A 21,801-nucleotide genomic window follows, 5' to 3' on the forward strand; every position below is an offset into this window, starting at 1 on the left:
CCCCCCCACCCGTCGCGGCCACGGCCTTTTCCTTACTCCTGTGGCGGATCTTCGCCCGTCGTCGGACCGCCAGTAGGCGGGTTGTGCGACGACGGCTTGCCGGACGGCCAGTGCGGGAGCCCGGTCGGCCAATGCGGCTGGCTGGGCCCGCCGGTGATCGGGCCGCCGTGGTCGTTGCCGTCGCCGCCCGGATCCGGCTGGTTGGTGGCGGTCTGCTGCGGCGGCTCGTCGCCCGCGTTCTGGTCGCCCTGCGGCGGCGGGGCCTGAACGCCGATCAGCGGCACCTGGTCGAACTTCTCGGCGGGCTTGCCCTTGAGGTAGCCGTCGAGGAACTTCTGCCACATCGGACCCGCGATCGTCGAACCGTAGATCGGCGACGTGCCCGAACCGTGCAGCGCCTGGTCGCCGTCCGCGCCGACCCACGCGGCGACCGAGACCGACGGCGTGTAGCCGACCATCCAGGTCTGCGCGTTCGCGTTCGCCGCCCACGCGGGTTCGCCGGACCGCATCGTGTGCTGCTGCGTACCGGTCTTGCCCGCGCATTCATGCCCGGACGGGCACTTCAGGTGCGAGAAGTCGACCACCGGGCCCAGCGCCATGGTCACGTTGCCGGCGATCTGCTTGGCTTTGTCCGCGCTGCTGTCGAACGCCGGCTTGCCCGCACTCGGCTGCGCCTCGTAGGCGACTTCCTTCTGCGCGTTGGTCACCTTCAGCACGAAGTGCCGGTCGCGCTGGATGCCGTTGGCGGCGAAGGTCGCGTACGCGCTGGCCATGTCCGCGGGCGTGATCTGGGTGTTCCCGCCGCCGAGCGCGATGTTGGCGTCCGCGGTGGAGATCAGCGACTTGCCGCCGTTGTCCTTGGTCTTGACGCCCGCTTCCTGGGCGGCCTGCCCGACCGGGCCCGGATGCGTCTGGTTCAGCACCATGTCGTAGAACACCGTGTTCGCCGACCGCTTCATCGCCTCGGCGACGGTGCACTGCCCGGAACAGCTGGAGCTGGGACCCGCGTTGCGCACCTTGCGGCCGTCGAAGACCCGGTTGTTGCTGCCGTCGAAGGTCTCGTTGATCCCCTTGCCCATCTTCAGGAACGCGGTGAGGTCGAACGCCTTCATCGACGAACCGGGGTTCTGCGGCGTGTTCGCCCAGTCGCGCGCGCCCTGCTTCTTCCCGTTCACGTCGACCAGCGCCGGCCCGCCGTAGTACGCGAGCACCCCGCCGGTCTTCGGATCGACCGCGACCAGCGAATTGAGCAGCCGGTCGTCGGACTGGTCCTTCAGCGCGTCGGTCGCCACCTGGGTCGCGACCTCCTGGGCGTGCTTGTCGATGGTGGTCTGGACCGTGTAGCCGCCCGCGTAGTACTTGTCGTCGTCGATGCCGTGCTGCGCCAGTTCGGCCTTCACCTGCATGTTGATGAACTTGTAGGGCGCGTTCGCGTCGTCCTTCGATTCCTCGAGCGGGATCACCTGCGGGAACTGCGCCGATTGCCGCTGCTGCGCGGTGATGTACTTGTTCTCGAGCATCCGGTCGAGCGCGGTGTTCCAGCGGCCTTGGGCCACCTTCGGGTTCTCCGAACGGCCCGGCTGCTGGATCAGCCCGGCCAGCAGCGCGGCCTCCGTGTAGTCCAGCTTCGAGACGTCCTTGTGGAAGAAGGCCTGCGACGCCGCGCCGACGCCGTACGCCCCGCGCCCGAAGTAGATGATGTTCAGGTACGCGGTGATGATGTCCTGCTTCTCGTACGTCTGGTTCATCTTGAAGGACTTCGCCAGCTCGGTCCATTTGCGGGTGAGCGTCGGGGCGTCGTTGTCGGTGGCCTTCTTGATGTACTGCTGCGAGATCGTGGACCCGCCGCCCGCCTTGCCGGTGAGCTGGTTGAACGCCGCGCGCAGCAGGCCGGTGACGTCGAAGCCGGAGTTGGTCTCGAACGACGAGTCCTCGGTCGCGATCACCGCGTGCTTCACCACGTCCGGGATCTGCGCGGGGGTGAGGATCTGCCGGTTGCCGCCGGAGGGCACGTCCTTGCCCATCGGGCTGCCGTCGGCGTAGAGGTAGGTGACGGCCTGGTTCTGGCCCTGCGCGATGCTCTGCGGCGAGGGCACGTCGACCATGAAGTAGGTGATCACGAACGCGATCGCCGGGATCACGATGAAGAGGCCGACGAACGCGTAGGCAGAGCGCCGGATGATCTTCCAACGTCTTTTTTTGCGTTGCGCGGGCGTGCGGCCCTTCTTGTCCAAGTCCTCCGGCGGATACCCGTCGTCCGGATCGAGCGGACCCTCGTCGCGGTAATCGGCGTCGCGGTAATCGGCGCCCCGATAGCCCGGGTCGCGGTAGTCGTCCTCGACCATCCGGTGGGTCATCAGCTCCGGCTCGCGCTGCGGCGGCGGGACCGGCCGGCGGCCGGGAGGCGGCGGACGGCGGCCCGGCGGCGGAGACCCGGCGGGTCCGGACGGGCGGGTCGGACCCGCGGCGGGACGCTGCGGACCGCGGGCCCACGGCGGCTGCCCGGGCTGGGAGGGAGGTGGTTGACGCCGCGGGTCGGGATCCCGGTCGGGCCAGGAGCGGCTGCGGTCGTCGTTCACTGCGGATCCTCTTCTCGGACACGGGCAGCCTGCGGACGCAGAAGGCCCTCTGATGACCAGACGCGGCAACCCCGGTCGAGGTTCACTCTCCTGGCCGATCCCCTTCGCGGGGGAGGGAGACCGTCGGTGAACCTACCGCACCCCCAGCCGGGCGGTACCGGCAAAAAGAGGCTCCTCTCCGGTGCGGAGAGGAGCCTCTTCGTCGGGTGCGGAAGCGGATCAGCCGGTGCGCCTCGGCGGTTCGCCGTTCACCACGGGTGCGCCGCCGCTGCCCGGATTGCCGGGTTCGGTGCCGCCGCCGAAGATGCCGCTCGGCCGGGTCGGGCTGGTCGTCGAGGACGTCGGATGCGACGAGCTGGTCGGCGGCGCGGACGACGAGGACTCCGTCGTCGGAGGCGGCGCCTGCTCGCTGGACGTTTCGCGCGGCGGCGGTGGCGCCTTGCTCGACGTGACGACCTGGTCGGCGTCCTTGCCGATCGGGTCGACCTTGTCGAACTTCTCGCCCGGCTTGTCCTTCAGGTAGTTCGTCATGAAGTCCTGCCAGGCCGGACCCGCGATCGTCTTACCGAAGATCGGCTTGTCGTTCTTGTCGTGCAGCGGCTTGTTGCCGTCGCCGCCGATCCAGATCGCGGCCGACACCGACGGCGTGTACCCGACCATCCAGGTCTGAGCGTTGCGGTCCTTGTACGAGGCGGGGTCGCTGTCCTTCGGGTCGTACTGCTGCGTGCCGGTCTTGCCCGCGCATTCGTGGCCGCTCGGACATTTCAGGTGCGATTCGGCGATCACCGGGCCGAGCGCGTCGGTCACGTTCCCGGCGATCTGCTTGCTCTTGTCCGCGTTGTCGTCGAACGCGGGTTTTCCCTGCCCGGCGGAGTCGTCGAAAATGACCTCGTCCTGGGAGTTCGTGAGCTTCGAGACGAAGTGCTGGTCGCGCCGTACGCCGCCGGAGGCGAACGACGCGTACCCGGCGGCCATGTCCTCCGGGGTGACCACGGTGGCGCCACCGCCGAGGGCGATGTTGGCGTCGCTCGTGCCGAGCTTGGCCTTGCCCTTCGGGGCAGCCTGCACGCCTGCTTCCTTCGCGGCCTCCGCGACCCGGGCCGGTTTCGTCCAGTTCAGCACCATGTCGTAGAACACGGTGTTCGCCGAGACCTCCATGGCCTTTTTGACCGTGCACTGCGGACCGCAGCTGGAGCTTTCACCCGCGTTGCGGACCACGCGGCCGCCGAGTTCCCGCCGGTCGGTGCCGTCGAAGGTTTCGCCGAGCCCCTTGCCCATCTTGAGCCAGGCCGTGAGGTCGTAGGCCTTCATCGACGAACCGGGGTTCTGCGGCACATTCGCCCAGTCCGTGGCCAGCGTGTCCTTGCCCGCGTCGTTCTTCACCGTGGTCGGCCCGCCGTAATAGGCGACCACGCCCCCGGTTCTCGGGTCGACGGCGACCAGAGCTCCTCTGAGGTTGTCGTCGGTCTGGCCCTCCATGTTGTCCTGGACGGACTGCGCCGCGATCTTCTGCGCGTTCGGGTCGATCGTCGTGTAGATCTTCGCGCCGGTGGAGGCCAGCTTGTCCTCGCTGTAGCCCTTCGCGTCCAGCTCCTGCAAGATGCGCTGCTGGATGTGGTAGTCCAGCGTTCCGGCGTCCTGCTTCTGCTGCGAGTCGCGCGGGATCAGCGTGGGGAACTGCGCGGCCTTGCGGTCGGCGGGCGAGAGCCAGTGGTTGGCCACCATCTGGTCCATCACGTACGTCCAGCGCTTCTGGACGTACGCGGTGTCCTGGTCCTTGCCAGGGCCCTGGATCATCCCGGCGAGCAGCGCCGCCTCGGACGCGTTGAGCTGCGCGACGTCCTTGCCGAAGTATGCCTTCGACGCGGCGGCGATGCCGTTCGCGCGGCGGCCGAAGAAGACGATGTTCAGGTAGCCGGTGATGATGTCCGATTTGGACGTCTCGTTGTTCAGCTTGAACGACTTCGCCAGCTCGGTCCACTTGCGGGACAGCGTGGCCTGGTCGTTTTTGGTCGCCTGCTTGATGTACTGCTGCGAAATGGTCGAACCGCCGCCGGTGCCGCCGGTCGCCTGGTTGAAGACCGACCGGAGGATCGCCATCACGTTGAAGCCGGAGTTGGTCTCGAAGGTCGCGTCCTCGGCCGAGTACACGGCGTGCTTGACGACCTCGGGAATCTGGTTGGGCTGCAGCAGTTCGCGGTTGCCGCCCTCCGGGATTATCCGGCCCATCACCGATTTGTCGCCGTAGTAGAAGGTGATCGGCTGGCTCTGCTTCGCGAGCACGTCCTGCGGCGAGGGCACGTCGACGGTGAAATAGGTGATCACGAACGCGATCGCGGGCACCACGACGAACAGGCCGAACATCGCGTACAGCACCCGGCGGATGATCTTCCACCGGCGTTTGCGGCGCTGCATCGGCGAGAGCGGGATCTTGGGCTTCTTGCCGTCTCCCTCGCCTTCCGGGTCGTCCTCGAAGTCCGCGTCGTCCGAGTACTGGGCGAGGCGGGTTTCCTCGTCGTACGGGTCGTCGTCGTACCGGTCGTCGTAAGGGGCGTAGCCGTTGTGCGCGGCGTGCGTGATCAGGTCCGGTTCGCGGTCGGTCTCCGGATAGGACGACGGCGGAGGCGGCGGCGGGACCCGGCGGCCTTGGGGAGGCCGTCCGCCGGGCGGCGGCTGCCGGAAGCCCTGGGTGGCGTTCCCGTTAGGACCGCCGTTCGGGCCGCCGCCCGGCGCGGGACGTCCGGCCGGCGGCTGGCGGCGAGGCGGCGGCGCGCCTTGTCCGTCGAGGATCTGCGACGCACGGGTGCCCGAACCGCGGTCCTGCGGTCCGGGGCCTTGCGGCGGACGGCCTTGCGGAGCGCGGTTCTGCGGCATCCGCTGCGGACGGCGCGGCTCGTCGGCCGCGGGCCACTGCGGACCGCCTTCGTCGCCGCTCGGCCACTCCGGGCCGGCTTGGCCGCGCGGCGGGCGCGGGCCGCCCGCGGGAGGACGGCGGGGCGGCGCGGGGCGCCGGGGGGCGTCATCGGCTGGCCAGGCGGGACCAGGGTCCTCCTGGGGTCGCCGGGCACGGCGAGGTGCATCTGGCTCCTGGCTCGGCCAGGAGCGGTCGCGGTCGTCGTTCACGAATGGGCCTCCGAAGGCGGCGCTGTCTGCACTGGAGCCGCCCCGCGTTCTGCAGCGGTTGTGGTACTCGTCACTGCCCGGCAGTCCTTCGCGGCCGGGTCGGCTGGGGTTCGCCCGTTCCGAGGACATAGGACAGGACCAGATGGTTCCAATGGCACGTCCGGCACACCTCTACGTCATAGACGGTGAACTCCCCGAAAACCCCGGCCATTCTGGCCAGTTCGGCGGGGGTGCGTGCCGATCCCGAAACGTGCTTGAGCTCGTCGCCGTACACCCACGAAACGAGGTGCAGCGGCGTCCGGCGGCACATCGGACAGGCCCGGTCCTCGGGTCTGCCGTGGAATTTCGCCGCGCGGAGCAGGTACGGGCTCGCGTCGCAGACCTCATGGTCTCCGACGCGCCCGGAGCGGACGCCGGCCAGCAGCGCACGGCGCTGCAAGGCGTAATCCACAACCTGCCGCTGGTTTCGCACGAGGACAGAGTACGGGCTCTTTCTGTGTCCGCGGTGCCCCCTGCTTTCCCGCACCCTGGGCAACCGTTCGGACACGCCGAAACTTAGATAACGCTCTGATCACGGATCATCGGGCGAGTGCTGGTAGCGGGTTACTTCCGCCACTTCGATGTATCGGCGCGATATACTCGGCGAGTAGGTTGGCTGAGCCGGTTCCCGTGTGGTCAACGGTGCCGGTCGCGGCGTATTCCCGAAAGCGGGGTGTGGTGTGCTCGAACTCGCGATCCTCGGATTGCTGCACGAGACGCCCATGCACGGGTACGTGCTGCGCAAACGTTTGCACGAGACGCTCGGGATGTTCCGGACGTTCTCGTACGGCTCGCTGTATCCGACCTTGCGCCGGCTGCTGCGGGCCGGTTATCTCGTCGAGGAGTTCGACGAGGCGGACGACCGGGCCTGGTCCCGGCGCGGCCGCCGCGTCTACAAGCTCACCGCCGAGGGCAAGGAACGCTTCGCCGAACTGCTCGGCGACGCGGGACCGCAGACGTGGGACGACGAGGGATTCGGCGTCCACCTGGCGTTCTTCTCGCGGACACCGGCCGACGTCAGGATGCGAATCCTGGAAGGACGGCGCCGCCGCGTCGAGGAGCGGCGCGAAGGCTTGCGGGACGCGCTGGCCAGGGCCGAGGAGAAGATCGACCGCTACACCCGCGAGCTGCACCGGCTGGGGCTGGAGTCGAGCGAGCGGGAGGTGCGCTGGCTCAACGAGCTGATCGCGCACGAACAAGCCGAGCAGCGCGGTCCGGAGCAGCCGGGACCGGGTTGAGCGGCGGCCGCAACGGGGCGGCAGACCTGCAGATGCAAGTGAATGAGATTGAAGGAGAAACCGGCATGGGCGAGAACCGCCGCGTTCGGGTGGCCATCGTGGGCGTCGGCAACTGCGCCTCGTCGCTGGTCCAGGGCGTCCAGTACTACCGCGACGCGGATCCCGGTGCGCGCGTCCCCGGTTTGATGCACGTCCAGTTCGGCGACTACCACGTGCGCGACATCGAGTTCGTCGCCGCGTTCGACGTCGACGCGAAGAAGGTCGGCCGGGACCTCTCGGAGGCGATCTCCGCCAGCGAGAACAACACGATCAAGATCGCCGACGTGCCGCCGCTCGGCGTCACTGTCCAGCGCGGGCACACCTTCGACGGCCTCGGCCGTTTCTACCGCGAGACGATCGAGGAGTCCGACGAGACTCCGGTCGACGTGGTCGCCGCGCTGCGCGACGCGCAGGTCGACGTGCTCGTCTCCTACCTTCCCGTCGGGTCCGAAGAGGCCGACAAGTTCTACGCGCAGGCCGCGATCGACGCGAAGGTCGCGTTCGTCAACGCGCTGCCGGTGTTCATCGCCTCCGACCCCGAGTGGGCGAAGAAGTTCGAGGACGCGGGCGTCCCGATCGTCGGCGACGACATCAAGTCCCAGGTCGGCGCCACCATCACGCACCGCGTGCTGGCGAAGCTGTTCGAGGACCGCGGCGTGCAGCTCGACCGCACGATGCAGCTCAACGTGGGCGGGAACATGGACTTCCTGAACATGAAGGAGCTGGAGCGGCTCGAGTCGAAGAAGATCTCGAAGACCCAGTCGGTCACCTCGCAGGTGGACCGCGAGCTCGGCAAGGGCAATGTCCACATCGGACCGTCGGACTACGTGCAGTGGCTCGACGACCGCAAGTGGGCCTACGTCCGCCTCGAGGGCCGCGCGTTCGGCGACGTGCCGCTGAACCTCGAGTACAAGCTCGAGGTGTGGGACTCCCCCAACTCGGCGGGCATCATCATCGACGCGGTGCGCGCGGCGAAGATCGCCAAGGACCGCGGCATCGGCGGCCCGATCCTGTCCGCGTCGTCCTACTTCATGAAGTCGCCGCCGGAGCAGTACGACGACTCGACCGCCCGCGACTCGGTCGATGCCTTCATCCGCGGCGAACTGGAGCGCTGACCCCAGCTCTGACCGTCCGTGAAGGGCCCCTTGAAGGAATCAGATTCCCTCAAGGGGCCCTTCACGGCGTCAAAGGTCGGCGGAGATCAGTTCGGTTTTCGCCATCTGGCCGGCGAGGACGTCGGGCATCCGTTTCCCGAACCGGACGGCGAGGTCGGCGACGCGGTCCACCTGGACGTCCCAGCCCTGCCCCGTGAGCCACTCGGCCGCGTCCCGGCGCGGTTCGGTGGAGAAGACGTTGTCCGCGGCCAAGCCCATCTGCTTGCCCGCCTCGGAGGTCTGGAAGGTGCCGGACAGTTCGGTGAGGTCGCCGGGCGGGATGTGCTCGGCCCCGATCCGGCTGCCCGCCGCGCACCGGGCGTGCACGAGGTCGAACAGCAGTTCCTCGGCCAGCGCGGGCAGGTACGGCAGCAGTCCTTCGGCGATCCACACGGACGGCCGGGCCGGGTCGAATCCGGCGGTTTCCAGTGCGGCGGGCCAGTTTTCGCGCAGATCCGCGCCGACCGGATGCCGTCGGCATCGCGGGGTCGCGCCGAGGCGAGCGAGCACGTCGTGTTTGAACGCGAGCACGCGCGGCTGGTCGACCTCGTAGACGTCGCGGCCGGACAGGTCGAGCCGGAAGGCGCGGGCGTCGAGTCCGGCGGCGAGGAGCACGACCTGCGGTGCGTCGGATCCGGTGATCAGGTCGTCGAAGAATCGCGCGCGCAGCTGGACGTAGTCGGCGATCCCCAGCCAGAGCGCGTCGTCGCCCGGTTCGGTCGGCAGCGGCCGCGGCGGGTTCGCGGCGCGGACGAACTCCGCCGCGTACGGATCTCTGACCAGCGGTTCCGGCGACGCGGTCGCGATCGCCCGGCCGGCGGTCACCCCGAGCGCGGTGAGCCCGATGCTGCTGACGATGTCCCAGTCCCCTTGCGGCACAGCCATTTCCGCCCCTCTCGCAGATGAAGGCTCAGAATGGCACCGCGCCTGCTACCCGGCTGTGAGCTGCATTACTCGCTGAGTGCGGCGGGCAGCGCGGCCAGATTCGGCAGCACCGTGGCCTCGCGCAGCGCCTCCGGGTCCGGCGGGAAGTGCGGGTTCGGCACCGCGAACACCGTCATGTTCGCCGCGAACGCCGCGCGCAGGCCATTCGTCGAGTCCTCCACGGCGGCGCACCGCGAAGCGTCGACGTTCAGCAGCATCGCCGCACGCAGGTAGACGTCCGGCTCCGGCTTGCCCGCGGCCACTTCCTCGCTCGACACCGCCACCGGGACCAGCGACGTCAGGTCGCACGCGGTCAGGAACGAGTGGATCAGCACCGGCGGCGACGAGCTGGCGATCGCGACCGGCCAGTGCCGGGAGATCTCCCGGACGACCTGGTCGGCGCCGTCGATCACCGGCGGGCGGTCGGCGTAGCGGGCGGCCATCTCGTCGATCACGACGCGCGCGATCTCGTCCGGGGTGAGCCGCGCGCCCAGGGTTTCCACCAGGTAGCGCGCCCATTCCGGCGTGCTCATCCCCTGTTGCGCGCGCGTCGCCTCCGGCCGCCAGGTCCCGCCGTGCTCGGCTACTACGGAGCGGCGCACCTCGTCCCACGTCGTCTCGGAGTCCACCAGTACGCCGTCGAGGTCGAAGATCACCGCATCCACCGGTACAGCCTAGGGGGCCTGGCCTGGACCACCTTGTGAGCCGAATTACTTCGCCACCCTAACTAATTTTTGTTAGCCTAGCTAAGTGACTTCCTCGACGGGCGATCTGGCGCAGCGGCTGCGGCCGGTGGTGTTCCGGCTGTACTACCTGGTGCGCCGCGAATCCGCGCAGCTGCTGACCCTGACCCAGGGGTCGGTGCTGTCGGAGCTGGTCGGCCGCGGGCCGAGCCGGATGAGCAGGCTCTCCCGGCTCGAGCGCGTGCGGATGCCGTCGATGACCGACGTCGTGCGCAGGCTCGAACGGCTCGGCATGGTGACCCGGCGCCCCGATCCCGACGACGGGCGCGCCGTGCTCGTGGAGGCCACGCCGGAAGGCGAGCGGTTCTACGCCGAGATGATCGCCGGCCGGGAGGCGGAATTGCGGGCGCTGCTCGAGCGCCTCGACCCGGCCGAGCGCGCCGCCATCGACGCCGCGCTTCCCGCTCTCACCAAGCTGATCGCCGATTTCCACCGCGACGACCCGCACTCCCCCGAAACTCCCGAACTCCAGAAGGAGGAACTGATCCGCAATGAGCGCTGAGCACCACTCAAGCCTGCTGGACGCGGTCAAAGGCCAGCCGAAACAGGTGTGGATCACCGCGTTCGCCGCGGTCATCGCGTTCATGGGCATCGGCCTCGTCGACCCGATCCTGCTCTCCATCGCCAAGGGCCTGAACGCGTCGCCGTCCCAGGTCACGCTGCTGTTCACCTCGTACCTCGGCGTGCAGGTGATCGCGATGCTCTTCACCGGCGCGATGTCGGCCCGGTTCGGCGCCAAGCGGACCGTGCTGGTCGGGCTGACGCTGATCGTCGCCGCGACCGCGCTGTGTGCCGCCGCTGGTTCGATCGAACAGCTCGTCGGCCTGCGCGCGGTGTGGGGGCTCGGCAACGCCTTCTTCATCGCCACGGCGCTGTCAGTGATCGTCGGCGCGGCGACCGGTGGCCAATCCGGCGCGATCCTGCTGTACGAGGCCGCGCTGGGCGTCGGGCTCGCCGTCGGTCCGCTGCTCGGAGCGCTGCTCGGCACGATCTCGTGGCGCGGTCCGTTCCTCGGCACCGCGGTGCTGATGGTCGCCGCGCTGGTGCTGTGCTCGATCTTCCTGAAGAGCGATTCGGCCGAGAAACGAGAACCGATCAAGCTGCTCGACCCGATCCGTGCGCTCAAGCACCCCGGCCTGCTGCGGACGTCGGTCGCCTCGGCGCTCTACACCGCCGCCTTCTTCGCGGTGCTCGCTTGGTCCCCGTTCGTGCTCGGCTGGAACGCCATCGCGGTCGGCCTGATCTTCTGCGGCTGGGGCCTGTGCGTGGCGATCGCCGGCGTGGTGCTCGCGCCGAAGATGGCCGCCCGCTTCGGCGAACGGCACGCCGCCGCGCTGGCGGTGACCGGCTACACCGTGCTGATGCTGGTGCTGGCCATCCCGAGCAAGCCGGTGGTGGTCGTCGGGATCATCGTGTCCGGGCTGGTCTCCGGGCTGCTGAACACGCTGTTCACCGGCACCGCGATGTCGATCAGCGACGCGCCGCGGCCGGTCGCGAGCGCCGGGTACAACTTCTGCCGCTGGTTCGGCGGCGCGGTCGCGGCCACGCTCGTCGGCCACATCGCCGAGTGGATGGGCTGGGAGCAGGGTCCGTTCCTGGTCGCCGCCGTGCTCTGCGTGATCGCCGCCGTCCTGCTGTCGCAGCGGGAGAAGAAGGCCGATCCGCACACCGTGCCGAAGGAGGCCGCGCTCGTCGGCGACGAGGAGTTCTGAGCCTTTCCGCGACACTCGGCGATCGCCTCCGGACTGTCTGTTCGGGGGCGATCGTCGTCTTTCGCCGAATACATCCGCCGTTCACCTTTTAGTCCGATTCAGGGGGTTTTCGCCGCATACGGTCGCCGGGTTCCCACCGAGAAGCGACCCTGGAGGCCCCGTGTCCCTGGAGCCCGGACGACTGCTGCCCTTGTTCACCGCGCATTCCGGCGGCCGGTCACCGATCACCTGCGAATACCGCTGCGGCAACGCCTGCGCGCACGAGGCCCCGAACCCGACCGGCAACGAGTACTTCGGCGACATCGCCAAGGGCGTCTCGCGGCGCGGCGTGTTCAAGGCCGGTGCGGTGATGGCCGCGGCGGCGGGCGGATTCGCCGCGCTGTCCGGCACCGCCGCGGCAGCCACGCCGACCCAGGCCCCGGCGCCGTTGGCGAAGGGCCGCGCGGTGCCCGGCACGGACTTCACGCCGGTGCCGCCGAACAAACTCGACGTCGTCAGCATCCCCGACGGCTACGCCCAGCACGTGGTGATCCGCTGGGGCGACCCGGTCGTCCCCGGCGCGCCGAAGTTCGATTTCCGCAAGCAGACCGCGGCCGCGCAGGCCAAGCAGTTCGGCTACAACAACGACTTCGTCGGCCTGATCCCGCAGGATCCGCTCGGCCTGCGCAACCTGCTGGTGGTCAACCACGAGTACACGACCGAGGTGCACCTCTTCCCGGCCGATCAGTACGACCCGGCCGACCCGACCGAGGAACAGGTCAAGATCGCCTGGGCGGCGCACGGATTGTCGGTGCTGCAGACGCTTCGCGACCCGATCGGCGGCGCGCTGCGCACCGTTCCGAGCCCGCTGAACCGGCGGATCACGCTGGACACGATCTTCGAGGTGCGCGGCCCGGCGGCCGGTTCGAAGTACCTCAAGACGTCGGCCGACCCGTCCGGCAAGCGCGTGCGCGGCACGCAGAACAACTGCTCCGGCGGCGTCACGCCGTGGGGCACCGTGCTGTCCGGCGAGGAGAACTTCCACCAGTACTTCGCCCACGCGGACAAGGTTTCCGACCCGGCGGAGGCCGCGCGGCTCAAGCGGTACGCGGTCGGCACCGGCGAGAGCACGCGCAAGTGGGAGCGCTTCGACAAGCGCTGGGACGTCTCCCGCGAACCCAACGAGCCCAACCGGTTCGGCTGGGTCGTGGAAATCGACCCGAACGACCCGCATTCCACGCCGGTGAAGCACACCGCGCTCGGCCGGTTCAAGCACGAGGCGGCGAACGTCAAGATCACCGCGGACGGCCGGGTCGCGGTGTACTCCGGCGACGACGAGCGGTTCGAGTACATCTACAAATTCGTCTCGAAGGGCAAGTACAAGAAGGGGAATTCCGCGCTCGCCCGGCGGCACAACTCGGCGCTGCTCGACGACGGAACCCTGTATGTCGCCAAGTTCTCCGGCAACAGCCCTGGCGAGATCGACGGTTCCGGCAAGCTGCCCGCCGACGGCGAGTTCGACGGCACCGGCGAGTGGATTCCCCTTGCCAGCGGCGACAAGTCCTTTGTGGACGGATTCACCGCGGAGGAGGTCTACGTGTTCACCCGCCAGGCGGCCGACCGCGCCGGGGCGACCAAAATGGATCGTCCGGAGGACATCGAGCCGAACCCGGTCAACGGCCGGATCTACGCCGCGCTCACCAACAACTCCGACCGCGGCGCGGCGGGCAAGGCGAGCCCGGACGAGGCGAACCCGCGCACCCGCAACAAAAACGGGCACATCCTCGAATGGGACGAGGACCGCGGCGACAGCGCCGCCACCCGGTTCTCCTGGCGGCTGCTGCTCGTCTGCGGCGATCCGGCCACGGCCGACACCTACTTCGGCGGTTTCCCGAAGGACCAGGTCAGCCCGATCTCGTGCCCGGACAACGTGGCTTTCGACCCGCACGGCAACCTGTGGATCTCCACCGACGGCAACACCCTCGGCGCGAACGACGGCCTCTTCTCGGTTCCGGTGAGCGGTCCCGAGCGCGGGCACGTGAAGCAGTTCCTGTCCGTGCCGGTCGGCGCCGAGACGTGCGGTCCGGTCGTCACCGAAAACCTCGTGCTCGTCGCGGTGCAGCATCCGGGCGAGGACGCGCCGAGTTCGGCGAACCCGACCTCGCACTGGCCGGACGGCGGCAGCTCCCAGCCGCGGCCGGCGATCGTGTCGGTATGGAAGAAGGGGACCTTCGGATTGCCCGGCCGGATCGGCCGCAAGTAACACTTTGGAGTGTTTCTTACCGCCGATCGGCCTTCCTGGGTCTAGCTTCACCGCGTGAGGCGGGCAAGGAAAGTCGCGATCGGACGCACGGCGGGCGCGGCGGCGGGCACTGCGATGCTGGTCGGCGCGCTCGCCGTCGTCACTCCCGGGTCGGCTCCCGCCGAGGGGGCTCCGGATTGCGGCGGCATCGCGGCCAACCCGAGCGTGGAGGACGCCGGTTCGCCCGGCGGACCGCCGCGGGGGTACCTGTTCAGCCCCGCCGCGCCGATTCCGCGCAGCACCCCGCCGGACCGGGTGCCGAAGCTGGTCACCAGCACCGCGCACGCGGTCGACGGTCAGGTCAACGCCCAGATCCAGACGCCGGACGGCCGGGTCAGCTCGGCCGTCCAGCAGGTGAAAGCGGTGCCCGGCGGGCAATACTCGCTGTCGGTGTGGGCGGGCACGGCGCAGTCCGGCCTCGGTTCGCACGCGAGCGCGACCACCGGGCTGCGCTTCGCTGACAGCACCGGCCGGGTGCTGGTGGAGAAACCGCTCGCGGTGACGCACGACGTCGCGTCCGACGGCAAGCTCGCGCAGCAGGAGGTGCCGCCGGTCACCGCGCCCGACGACACCGCGGCGGTCTCGTTTTTCGCCAGCACCAACCACAACTGGGTGCTGTGGGACTGCGTGCACGTGGCTCTCGCCGCGTTCGCGGTGAAGATGGAGGTGCGGAATCCGGCGGACGGAACGTGGGGCCCGTCGGCTGCCATCCCGGCCGGCGATGCCGCGCACTTCCGCATCTCCGTCTCCAACACCGGTTCCCAGCCGCTCACCGGGTTGCTCGTGAAAGACCCGTGGTGCGCGGGTCTTCCCGGCGCGTTCGACCTCGCCGCCAGCGCGTCGAAGGAACTCACCTGCGATCACCCGAACCTCACCGAGGACGACAACGGGCACGTCAACACCGCGAAGGTCACCGCCACCGCTCCGGGCGGCCCGCTCGCCGAGCAGAAGGCGACCGCGACGGTCACCGTCACGCCGCAGCCCGCGGTCGGCAAGATCGGCGACCGCGCGTGGAAAGACCTGAACCGCAACGGCATGCAGGACGACGACGAACCCGGCTACCCGGACCTGCCGGTGACGCTCAAGGACGGCGCGGGCGGCACAGTCGCCACCACGCGCACGAACGCCGACGGCAGCTACCTGTTCGATCAGCGCAAGGACGGCACCTACCAGGTGTGCTTCGACGTCTCGAAGCTGCCGGACGGCCTCACCGTCACCCAGCGCGGCGCGGGCGCACCGGGCCTCGATTCGGCCGTCGACCCGGCGACCGGCTGCACCTCGCCGTTCACCCTCGGCGGCAAGGACCGCGAGCGGATGGACCTCGACATCGGCCTGGCTCCGCCCGCGCCGACCGTCCCGCCCTCGCCCACCGCCTCCGCCGCGCCCGCCCGCTAGTTGTCCGTGAAGGACTCCTTGAGGGAATCAGATTCCCTCAAGGAGCCCTTCACGGACAATCACGGCGACCACTGAGCGTCACTTCCAGGCGGATGCGAGACTGTGGCTGCACACCACGTCTCGGGGAGGTCTGGACCAATCATGACCGCGTCCGCCGGCGCGCCGCCGGACGACCCGACCTCGTGGTATCGCCGCCCGATGACCTGGACGTGGGCCGCCACCGGAGCGGTCCTCGTGCTGTACACGGTGCTCGCGTGGCAGCGCCGGTGGATGAGCGACGACGGGCTGCTGGTGCTCCGAACCGTCCGGCAGATCCTCGCCGGGAACGGGCCGGTGTTCAACGTCGGCGAGCGCGTCGAAGCGAGCACGAGTCCGTTGTGGACCTGGCTGCTCGCCGGACTCGGTACGATCCCCGGCCCGCCGCTGGAATGGGTCGCGGTGATCACCGGCTTGCTGTGCGCGGTCGGCGGCCTGTTTTTCGGCCTCGACGGCGCCCGTCGCCGCTACGCCGGGCCGGTCGCCCCCGCCGGCGCGCTGATCGTGTGCGCGCTCCCGCCGTTCCGGGACTTCGCGACCTCCGGCCTCGAAACCGGCCTGGTGCTGCTGTGGCTCGGGCTGAGCTGGTGGCTGTTGGTGCGCGGCAAAACGCCGGTCGCCACCGCGATCGTGCTGGGACTGGGTCCGCTCGTCCGGCCGGATCTGGCGCTGTTCAGCGTGATCGGCTTCATCGCGCTCGTCCTGCTGCGCCGTCCGCGATGGCTTGCCGCACTAGGCTGGCTCGGCGCGGGCGTCGCGATTCCGTTGGCGTACCAGGTGTTCCGGATGGGCTACTACGGTCTCCTCACGCCGAACACCGCGCTCGCCAAGGAAGCGGCCAACAGCGACTGGCCGCGCGGTTTCGCGTACCTGACTGACTTGATCAGCCCGTACGTGCTGTGGATTCCGTTGCTGCTGCTCGTGATTGCCGCGATCCTGACGAGCCGGTCGCGGATCTTGTTACCAACTTCGTTGGTGGGCGCGCTTTTGCTCGCGCTGTACGTCGTCCGCGTCGGCGGCGATTTCATGCACGGCCGGATGCTGCTGCCCGCGTTGTTCGTGCTGTTGCTGCCGGTCATGGCGATCCCGTTGACCCAGAAGACGATCGCGATCGCCGCCGGGGTCGCGGCGTGGGCCGTGGTCGCGGGCGGCTGGCTGCGCGTGCCGTACGAGAACACGCATCAAGCGGTGAGCGTCACCGACGAACGCGGGTACTGGTCGTGGGCGACCGGCCACGAACACCCGCTGCTGGCGACGGATTACCTCGGCCAGGACGTCACCCGTCATGCGGTCGAGGCGGTAGAGGAGACGAAGCAGCCGGCGGTGGTCGTCTACAGCTACGGCGACGTGAAGAAGTGGTTCCGCTTCCCGACCACCCGGCCGTACGTGACCATGGCGGCCGACAGCATGGGCGCGATCAGCAACATCGTGTCCCTGGACGTCCGCATCCACGACGGCTACGGCCTGGCGAGCGACCTCGCCGCGCACTCGTCGACCATCCCGAACGGCCGCCCCGGGCACTCGAAGTGGCTGGTCGGGGCGTGGGAGATTGCCGAGGCCGGATACGGCGACTTGGCCACCGACGGCGAGATCCGGATGTTCCAGCCCGTCGTCATCGACGCCGCCCGCCAGGCGCTGCGCTGCCCAGACGTCCGCGAGGTGCTCGCCTCGACCCGCGAGCCGCTCACCTGGAGTCGGTTTATCGACAATTTCACCGGCGCACTGCACCGGACGGAAATCCGCTTTTCCCGAGACCCGCTGACTGCGGCCTCCTGCGCCCCGGCGAAGTGATCGCCGACTCCCCGGACTGGCGAATCAGCGTCGGACGCCTACCGTGGCCGGTATGACCGACCTCCCGCTCGCCCTGATCACCGGTGCCTCCCGGGGCATCGGCGCGGCTATCGCGCACCAGCTGTCCCCGACGCACCGCCTCCTCCTGGGCGGCCGCGACACCGACGCCCTCGCGAAGGTGGCCCAGGAACTCCCCGGTGCCGAGCCCTGGCAGGTCGACCTCACCGACGCTGCTTCGCTGGAAGCCGCCGCGAGCAAGATCGACCGCCTGGACGTGCTGGTCCACTCCGCGGGAGTCGGCAAGATCGGCACCGTTGCCGAGTCGCCGTCCTCGGTCTGGCGCACGAACCTCGAGGTCAACGTCATCGCGGTCGCCGAGCTGACCCGCTTGCTGCTGCCCGCGCTCCGCGCCGCGAACGGCCACGTCGTGGTGATCAACTCCGGTGCTGGTTACACCGCTCGTCCCGGCTGGGGACCTTATGCGGCAAGCAAATTCGCCGTCCGCGCCTTCACCGACTCACTCCGCGCCGAAGAACCAGACCTGCGCGTGACGTCGATCTTCCCCGGCCGCACCGACACCGACATGCAACGCGAGGCCCGCGCCCAAGAAGGCGGCGACTACGAAGCCGACAAGTACCTGCGCCCGGACTCCGTGGCGACGGCCGTGCTCACCGCCGTGACCGCCACCCCGGAAGCCCACTTCACCGAAATCCAGGTCCGCCCCCGCTGAGGTCTGTGAAGGGCTCCTTGAGGGAAGCTAATTCCCTCAAGGAGCCCTTGACGGACAGTGTCAGGCGCGCAGCCGGGCGGCGGTGTCGGCCACCGACGCCTGGATCTCGCGACGGTCGACCCGCGTCGGCTCGGCCTCGGCGACAACCTGCTCCCCGGCGACCCACACGTCCCGCACCCGGCGCGAACCGGCTGCCCACACGAGGTTCGCCAGCAGTTGCTCGTCCGGCACGTCCAGACCGGTGGCGAAGGCCGGGTCGTCGAGGTCGACGTGCACCAGGTCGGCCCAGCGGCCCGGCTCCAGCACGCCGAGGTCGTGGCGGCCGAGCGCTTCGGCGCCGCCGCGGGTGGCCATCAGGAACACGTCCTTCGCGGTCACCACGGTGGAATCGTCGTTGGCCAGCCGGGCCAGCATCGCCGTCAGCTGCAGCTCTTCCCACAGGTCGATGTCGTCGTTCGAGGCCGGACCGTCGGTGCCGAGCCCGATCGCGACCCCGGCCGCGCGCAAGTCCTTGATCCGCGCGATCCCCGAAGCCAGCTTCGCGTTCGACCCGGGGCAGTGCGCCATTCCGACCCCGCGCGCGGCGAAGATCGCGATGTCCTCATCCGACAAATGCACCGAATGCGCCGCCAGCGTCCGCCCGTTGAACATCCCCAGCGAATCCAGCAGCTTCGGCACCGAACCGTGCTCCTTGCGCTGCTCAAGATCCTCCGCCGCCGCCTCGGCAACGTGAATCTGCACCAGCGCCCCTCGGGCAGCCGCGGATTCCGCAGTCGCGCGCAGTCCGTCCGGGTTCAGCATGTACGCCGAATGCGGGCCGTAACCCAGCTCGATCCGTTCCCCCGGACCGAACCGCAGCCCGTCGGCGTCGATCCACCGGTCGATCGCCGCCAGCGTCGCGCGCCAGTCCAGCCCGGGCAGTTCGATCACCGGCGGCGCGACGAGCACCCGGCCGCCGGTGGCGAGCACCGCGTCGACGAGCTGCTCGCCCTCGAAATACATTTCCGCGCTGGTCGTCACGCCGTGCCGGAGCATTTCGACCGACCCGAGCAGCATGCCGGTGCGCACGTCGGCGGGCTTCAGCTTCGCTTCGGTCGGCCAGATGATCTCGCGCAGCCAGCGCAGCAGCGGAAGGTCGCCGCCCATCCCGCGCAGCAGCGTCATCGGGCTGTGCGCGTGCGAGTTCACCAAGCCGGGCAACAGGATTCCGGTCAGCCGGGTTTCCTCGCCGGCGAACTCCGGCGCGCTGGATGCCGGTCCGACGAACGAAATCCGGCCCTCGTCGTCGACATCCACGACGGCGTCGCGGAGCAGCGAGCAGGACGGGTCGGCGGGCAGAACTACCGGGGCATGGAATCGACGCGACATAACGAGATAGTACGGGCGTGCCAGTAGCGGTTAATCCACTACGCCGCTACGCCAAGCCCAAGCTGCGATTTCCACTCGGTTACGCGCGCCGACTTTGCCCTGTACCGAAGCCAAATGCGTCTTGACCGTCGACAGCGACAGGAACAGCTCCGCGCCGATCTCGGTGTTCGTGAGTCCTCGTGCGGCAGCTTTCACCACGTCCATCTCGCGCGCGGTGAGCGGTTCCGACGGTGCCGGAGCCTCGCGCTTGGCGATGGTGCCGCCGTCGAAATGCTTCAGCAGCCGCACGGTGATCTGCGGCGACACCAGCGCGTCGCCGCGATCGGCTGCGCGCACCGCTTCGATCAGCAGCGCGGGACCGGCGTCCTTGAGCAGAAAGCCGCTCGCTCCGTTGCGCAGCGCGGTGTGCACGTATTCGTCGAGATCGAAGGTGGTCACCACGACGACCTTCAGCGGGTCGGCGACCTCCGGCCCGGCCAGCTGGCGGGTGACCTCCAGCCCGTCGAGCCCCGGCATGCGGATGTCGAGCAGGCAGACGTCCGGGCGCAGTTCGCGCGCCTTCGAGACCGCGGAGATCCCGTCCGGCACGTCCGCGACCACCTCGATGTCGTCCTGGGCGTCCAGGATCATGCGGAAGCCCATCCGCACCATTTCCTGGTCGTCCGCGATCAGTACCCGGATCACCCGTCTGTCTCCCCGTTCGCCTCGAGCGGCAGCCACGCCTCGACCCGCCAGCCGCCGTTCGGCTCGCGGCCTGCCGAAAGCCTGCCGTGCAGCAGCGCGACGCGTTCGCGCATGCCGACCAGACCGTATCCGCCCGATCCGCCGGCCGGACGATGAGTCTGCCCGCTGCCGTTGTCGGTCACCCGCAAGTGCAGTTCGCCGTTGACGACCTCGGCCAGCGCGAGCGCCTCGGTGGCGTCCGAGGCGTGCTTGCCGACGTTCGTGAGCGACTCCTGGACCAGCCGCAGCGCCGACCGGCCGACCTCGTGCGGCAGGTCCGGCGGAAGGTTGAGCTCCAGTTTCGTCGGCACGCCGTGGTTGCCCGCTTCGACGAGCCGGTGCAGGTCGGCGGCCAGGTCGGTGGTCGCCTGCTCGTTGAATTCGCCCGAACCGGCCTGTGCGTCGCCGCGCATGCTGCGGACCAGGCGGCGCATCGCGGCGAGCGCCTCGACACCGGCGTTCTCGATCCGGCCCATCGCCTCCAGCGCGAGCTCCGGGTTCTTCTCCCCCATCATCCGCGCGGCCTGCGCCTGCACGACGATCCCGGTCACGTGGTGCGCGACGACGTCGTGCAGCTCCCTGGCCAGCGCCATCCGCTCGGACGTCTGCGCGTCGGTGACCGCCGATTTCACCACCTGCGCGCGCTCGGAATCGCGGGAACGCAGGTAGAGGCCGATCGCGATGGCGATGCCGAGGAGCAGGACCGCGACGGTGGCGAGCATCCCGAGCGTCGCCGGGTCGGTGAGCAGGCGGCCGGTGCGGTACTGGCTGAAGTTCAGGATCGTGCCGACCGCGACCACGCCGGACAGCAGCGCGATCCGTGGCCACGCCCGGGCCAGCGGCACCGCGCGCACGACGTTCACGACCACGCCGAAGGCGGCCACGATCTGGGTCGGCGGGATGCCGCCGAGCAGTTGGTAGCTGTGGCTGGGATGCAGGAACGGCGTCGCGAGCGCGGACAGCAGAAGGATCCCGGCCACCACGAGAATCGCGTCTCGCGGACGGCGCGGCGACAGCGCGGTCACCGCGGCGGCGCCGATCGAGCAGGCCAGCAGCGGGAAACCGCGGCTGCCGCTTTCGTAGGTGTAGCCGAATTCGATCAGCACGCCGATGCCGAGCATGCCGATCAACGGCCACTGGCCGCGCACCAATTCGGTGAACCGGTGCATGGTGCGCAGGCGTTCCACCGTCGCCGGGTCCCGTTCGCGGCGCGGGCGGCCGACCGCGCCGGTGATCACCGTCCCGACGAGGAACAGGAACCCGAACAGCATGGTCTGCGCGATGCTGCTGGCGGACAGGTCGCGGTAGGAGCCGCGGCCGAAAACCGCGGTGAGCGCGCCCATCACCAGCGCGCTGATCACCGCGAAGGCGACCCCGGGGCGAGCCCGGCGGGCGAGGAAATAGACCATCTCGATCCCGGCGACGAACTCGGTGACGGTCAGATTCGCCAGCACGCTGGAGTACGTCGGGACAGCGAGATATCGGATGACGAAGGTGCAGAACATCAGCGTCAGCGCGCCGAACACACCCGCCACCGCCGCGCGTTTGCGAGCCCAGAACGCGCACGCCGCCATCGAGAAAACACCGGGGAACAGCCCGAGGTCGACGAATCGCGGGCCGACGTTGTCGAGTGCCGCGTCAGTCACGAACACGAGGTCGAACGCCAGCGCGGCGAGCAGCACGAGCACGGACATGTCGAGGCGGCGGGCGAGTTCGGTCGCCCGCGCGGCAAGCGTTTTCGACGGCGGGGAGTGCGGCACACCGTGACGGTAGATGATTCGCGCCCGCGCGCACCTTGGCCACGTGGTTCGTCGCCATCGGCCGATCGGCCGATGGCGGCTCCGCCGTTACCGGCCGTCTGCCCGAAGTGGACCTCCGCCCGAATCCGCGAAGCTGCCTTCCGTCGCAGTCGAAGACGAATGACGG

The 21,801-nt window shown here is 69.4% G+C and carries 16 protein-coding genes; 8 read left to right on the top strand and 8 right to left on the bottom strand.

Going from position 1 to position 21,801, the window contains the following annotated elements:
• Positions 1-32: 32 nt before the first annotated feature.
• The 3 genes from ABD156_RS32505 to ABD156_RS32515 form a co-directional block, all read right to left on the bottom strand.
• Positions 33-2,357 carry a transglycosylase domain-containing protein gene (locus ABD156_RS32505; RefSeq protein ID WP_344282625.1) on the bottom strand — a complete coding sequence of 775 codons (2,325 nt, stop codon included), beginning with the start codon at positions 2,355-2,357 and terminating at the stop codon, positions 33-35.
• 441 nt (positions 2,358-2,798) lie between these two features.
• Complete coding sequence (locus tag ABD156_RS32510) at positions 2,799-5,453, bottom strand: transglycosylase domain-containing protein (protein ID WP_344282627.1); 2,655 nt, start codon at positions 5,451-5,453, stop codon at positions 2,799-2,801.
• Positions 5,454-5,772: 319 nt separating this feature from the next.
• A complete protein-coding gene (locus tag ABD156_RS32515; RefSeq protein WP_344282630.1) occupies positions 5,773-6,174 on the bottom strand; it encodes a DUF5318 domain-containing protein in 402 nt (133 codons plus the stop codon).
• 247 nt (positions 6,175-6,421) lie between these two features.
• On the opposite strand from ABD156_RS32515, the gene ABD156_RS32520 reads away from it, so the two are divergent.
• Together ABD156_RS32520 and ABD156_RS32525 are read left to right on the top strand one after the other, a co-directional pair.
• Positions 6,422-6,979 carry a PadR family transcriptional regulator gene (locus tag ABD156_RS32520; protein ID WP_344282633.1) on the top strand — a complete coding sequence of 186 codons (558 nt, stop codon included), beginning with the start codon at positions 6,422-6,424 and terminating at the stop codon, positions 6,977-6,979.
• A gap of 65 nt (positions 6,980-7,044) precedes the next feature.
• Complete coding sequence (locus tag ABD156_RS32525; RefSeq protein WP_344282635.1) at positions 7,045-8,133, top strand: inositol-3-phosphate synthase; 1,089 nt, start codon at positions 7,045-7,047, stop codon at positions 8,131-8,133.
• Positions 8,134-8,202: 69 nt separating this feature from the next.
• On the opposite strand, the gene ABD156_RS32530 is transcribed toward ABD156_RS32525, so the two are convergent.
• Together ABD156_RS32530 and ABD156_RS32535 are read right to left on the bottom strand one after the other, a co-directional pair.
• The gene (locus ABD156_RS32530; protein ID WP_344282638.1) at positions 8,203-9,057 is read right to left on the bottom strand and encodes an SAM-dependent methyltransferase; all 855 of its coding nucleotides are present in this window, start codon (positions 9,055-9,057) and stop codon (positions 8,203-8,205) included.
• A gap of 65 nt (positions 9,058-9,122) precedes the next feature.
• Positions 9,123-9,761 (bottom strand): HAD family hydrolase, encoded by a 639-nt coding sequence (locus ABD156_RS32535; RefSeq protein ID WP_344282641.1) that lies wholly within the window; start codon positions 9,759-9,761, stop codon positions 9,123-9,125.
• An 85-nt stretch (positions 9,762-9,846) separates the two neighbouring features.
• On the opposite strand from ABD156_RS32535, the gene ABD156_RS32540 reads away from it, so the two are divergent.
• The 6 genes from ABD156_RS32540 to ABD156_RS32565 all read left to right on the top strand — a co-directional run bounded on the left by ABD156_RS32540 (position 9,847) and on the right by ABD156_RS32565 (position 17,784).
• On the top strand, positions 9,847-10,341 hold the full coding sequence (locus ABD156_RS32540) for a MarR family winged helix-turn-helix transcriptional regulator (protein WP_344282644.1): 495 nt from the start codon (positions 9,847-9,849) through the stop codon (positions 10,339-10,341).
• On the top strand, positions 10,331-11,551 hold the full coding sequence (locus ABD156_RS32545; protein WP_344282647.1) for an MFS transporter: 1,221 nt from the start codon (positions 10,331-10,333) through the stop codon (positions 11,549-11,551). Before ABD156_RS32540 ends, ABD156_RS32545 begins: the two co-directional genes overlap by 11 nt.
• Before the next feature lie 160 nt (positions 11,552-11,711).
• Positions 11,712-13,793: a PhoX family protein gene (locus tag ABD156_RS32550; RefSeq protein ID WP_344282650.1), complete on the top strand. Its 2,082-nt coding sequence runs from the start codon at positions 11,712-11,714 to the stop codon at positions 13,791-13,793.
• Positions 13,794-13,847: 54 nt separating this feature from the next.
• Entirely contained in the window at positions 13,848-15,227 is a 1,380-nt protein-coding gene (locus tag ABD156_RS32555) for a DUF7850 domain-containing protein (RefSeq protein ID WP_344282653.1), read from the top strand.
• Between the two features lie 141 nt (positions 15,228-15,368).
• Positions 15,369-17,054: an arabinofuranosyltransferase AftB family protein gene (locus ABD156_RS32560; protein WP_344282655.1), complete on the top strand. Its 1,686-nt coding sequence runs from the start codon at positions 15,369-15,371 to the stop codon at positions 17,052-17,054.
• 52 nt (positions 17,055-17,106) lie between these two features.
• Positions 17,107-17,784 carry an SDR family oxidoreductase gene (locus ABD156_RS32565; RefSeq protein ID WP_344282657.1) on the top strand — a complete coding sequence of 226 codons (678 nt, stop codon included), beginning with the start codon at positions 17,107-17,109 and terminating at the stop codon, positions 17,782-17,784.
• 60 nt (positions 17,785-17,844) lie between these two features.
• Here the strand turns inward: ABD156_RS32565 and ABD156_RS32570 are convergent, their stop codons facing one another.
• The 3 genes from ABD156_RS32570 to ABD156_RS32580 are packed head-to-tail and all read right to left on the bottom strand — an operon-like array spanning position 17,845 to position 21,635.
• Positions 17,845-19,152 carry an amidohydrolase family protein gene (locus ABD156_RS32570; protein WP_344282660.1) on the bottom strand — a complete coding sequence of 436 codons (1,308 nt, stop codon included), beginning with the start codon at positions 19,150-19,152 and terminating at the stop codon, positions 17,845-17,847.
• Positions 19,153-19,182: 30 nt separating this feature from the next.
• Positions 19,183-19,836 (bottom strand): response regulator, encoded by a 654-nt coding sequence (locus tag ABD156_RS32575; protein WP_344282663.1) that lies wholly within the window; start codon positions 19,834-19,836, stop codon positions 19,183-19,185.
• On the bottom strand, positions 19,833-21,635 hold the full coding sequence (locus tag ABD156_RS32580) for a sensor histidine kinase (RefSeq protein WP_344282666.1): 1,803 nt from the start codon (positions 21,633-21,635) through the stop codon (positions 19,833-19,835). Before ABD156_RS32580 ends, ABD156_RS32575 begins: the two co-directional genes overlap by 4 nt.
• Positions 21,636-21,801: the final 166 nt, after the last annotated feature.

The organism is Amycolatopsis albidoflavus, assembly GCF_039525725.1.
Taxonomy (GTDB): Bacteria; Actinomycetota; Actinomycetes; order Mycobacteriales; family Pseudonocardiaceae; genus Amycolatopsis; species Amycolatopsis albidoflava.